Consider the following 1,508-nt stretch of genomic DNA (forward strand, 5'->3'; position numbering starts at 1 on the left):
TTATATTCCAATCCCTTAATCTCCTGGATTGTAAAAACTCTATGCTTATTTTGTAATTGATCAAGAAGTTCTGATTTTATATTGTTATCAGGGACTACAATTGCTGAATTAGCATCATTTTGAGCATTTTCCAAAAGAGAAAAATTAATAGAAGTCAAATTTACCTCTCCATCTTTTTGAATGGCAACCTCTTTATAGTCTTCACTTCCCAAATTACCTATATAGGAGTTTCTAAGCTCTCCAAAATAGTTAGCTAAATCCACTATTTTTTTACAGCTTCTATAATTTTTAGATAATATTTTAATATTAACTTTTTTGTTATACTTTGAGTAGAAAAGATTTTTAATTCTTTCAAAGTTAAAAAAAGTGGCATTTATCATTTGATGAATATCTCCTGCGAGGAATATATTATCTTTATTTTTAGCAAGAGATGTCAGAGCAAAAATTTGAATCTCTGTTAAATCCTGTATCTCATCAACTATTATAAAATCAAATTGAATATCTTTTTTTAAAAGTTCAATGGACAGATCATTTAAGTCATAGAGCTTGTTCTGTTTGAGCCAATGATTATACTTTTGACATACCTCATAAAAAAAGATACGCTGTTCTCTATTTAAAGTTGAGTATTTAGAGCTTAGATTTAAATAGTCATCTAAAGAGATCATAGGTTTAGAAAGATCCCTATTCCAATTGTCCGCTCCACCTTTTATCATAAGACCTTTAATTATTCCATTTATTTCAGAAAAAATCTCCTCAATAGAAAGATCAAATTTTTTTCTATTGGGATAGGAAAAAATAAAAAAATCTTTAAATTTAGAAAATTCCACAATCTGGTTAGATGAAATTTTTAAAAGTTTACATAGAAACTCTTTTAAAGTAAAAAAATCAGCAATTTTTGTATCTCCTTTTCTAAACTCCATATACTGTTCAAAAGAGTTATCTTTTAAATATCTATTCGCTGTTAAATACAGAACTTTGGTTATGCTGTAAAAGTCATGGTTTTCCTCTAAATTTAACAGTTTTCTTAAAGTTATTGTACTTTTTCCACTTCCAGCACTTCCAGCGACAAAATGCGGTGGGAAGTCCACGAGACACGAATACTGTTCATCATTTAAATAGTAGTATTTATATCTCTTGTTCTCAAAGTTTTCAATAAAGTGTGAGTCATCAACAATCTCATAGGTGATTAGATTGTTATAATTAAAGAAGTTTTCATCAATCGATTGAATATTGTCCTCTTGATCAAATACGATAAACTCTTTTAAATTACTTTCATTAATCTCTTTTCTCTTAGCCTTTTTTATAGCCATATCGTGGGAAGAATATATTAAAAAAATAATACTTCCCTGGCTATCATCTCGAGAGAAAGAGTTAAAAAGAAAGAAGATTCTATCTCCATCATTGACTCTAAACTCATAAAGAGAGTTACTACCAGCAATTTTTTTTATCCAATAACCTTTAGGTAGATTATAGGTTAGAATTTTATAGTTTTTAATGGTGTTATAGAA

Annotated in this window: 1 protein-coding gene; it reads right to left on the reverse strand. The window is 28.1% G+C overall.

Annotated elements, in window-relative coordinates:
• Positions 1 to 1,310 (reverse strand): UvrD-helicase domain-containing protein (locus ACMOUI_RS12305; protein ID WP_418965987.1); only part of this gene is annotated, 1,310 nt, incomplete at its 3' end.
• Positions 1,311 to 1,508 lie beyond the last annotated feature (198 nt).

This window comes from Cetobacterium sp. (assembly GCF_048470075.1).
GTDB lineage: Bacteria > Fusobacteriota > Fusobacteriia > Fusobacteriales > Fusobacteriaceae > Cetobacterium_A.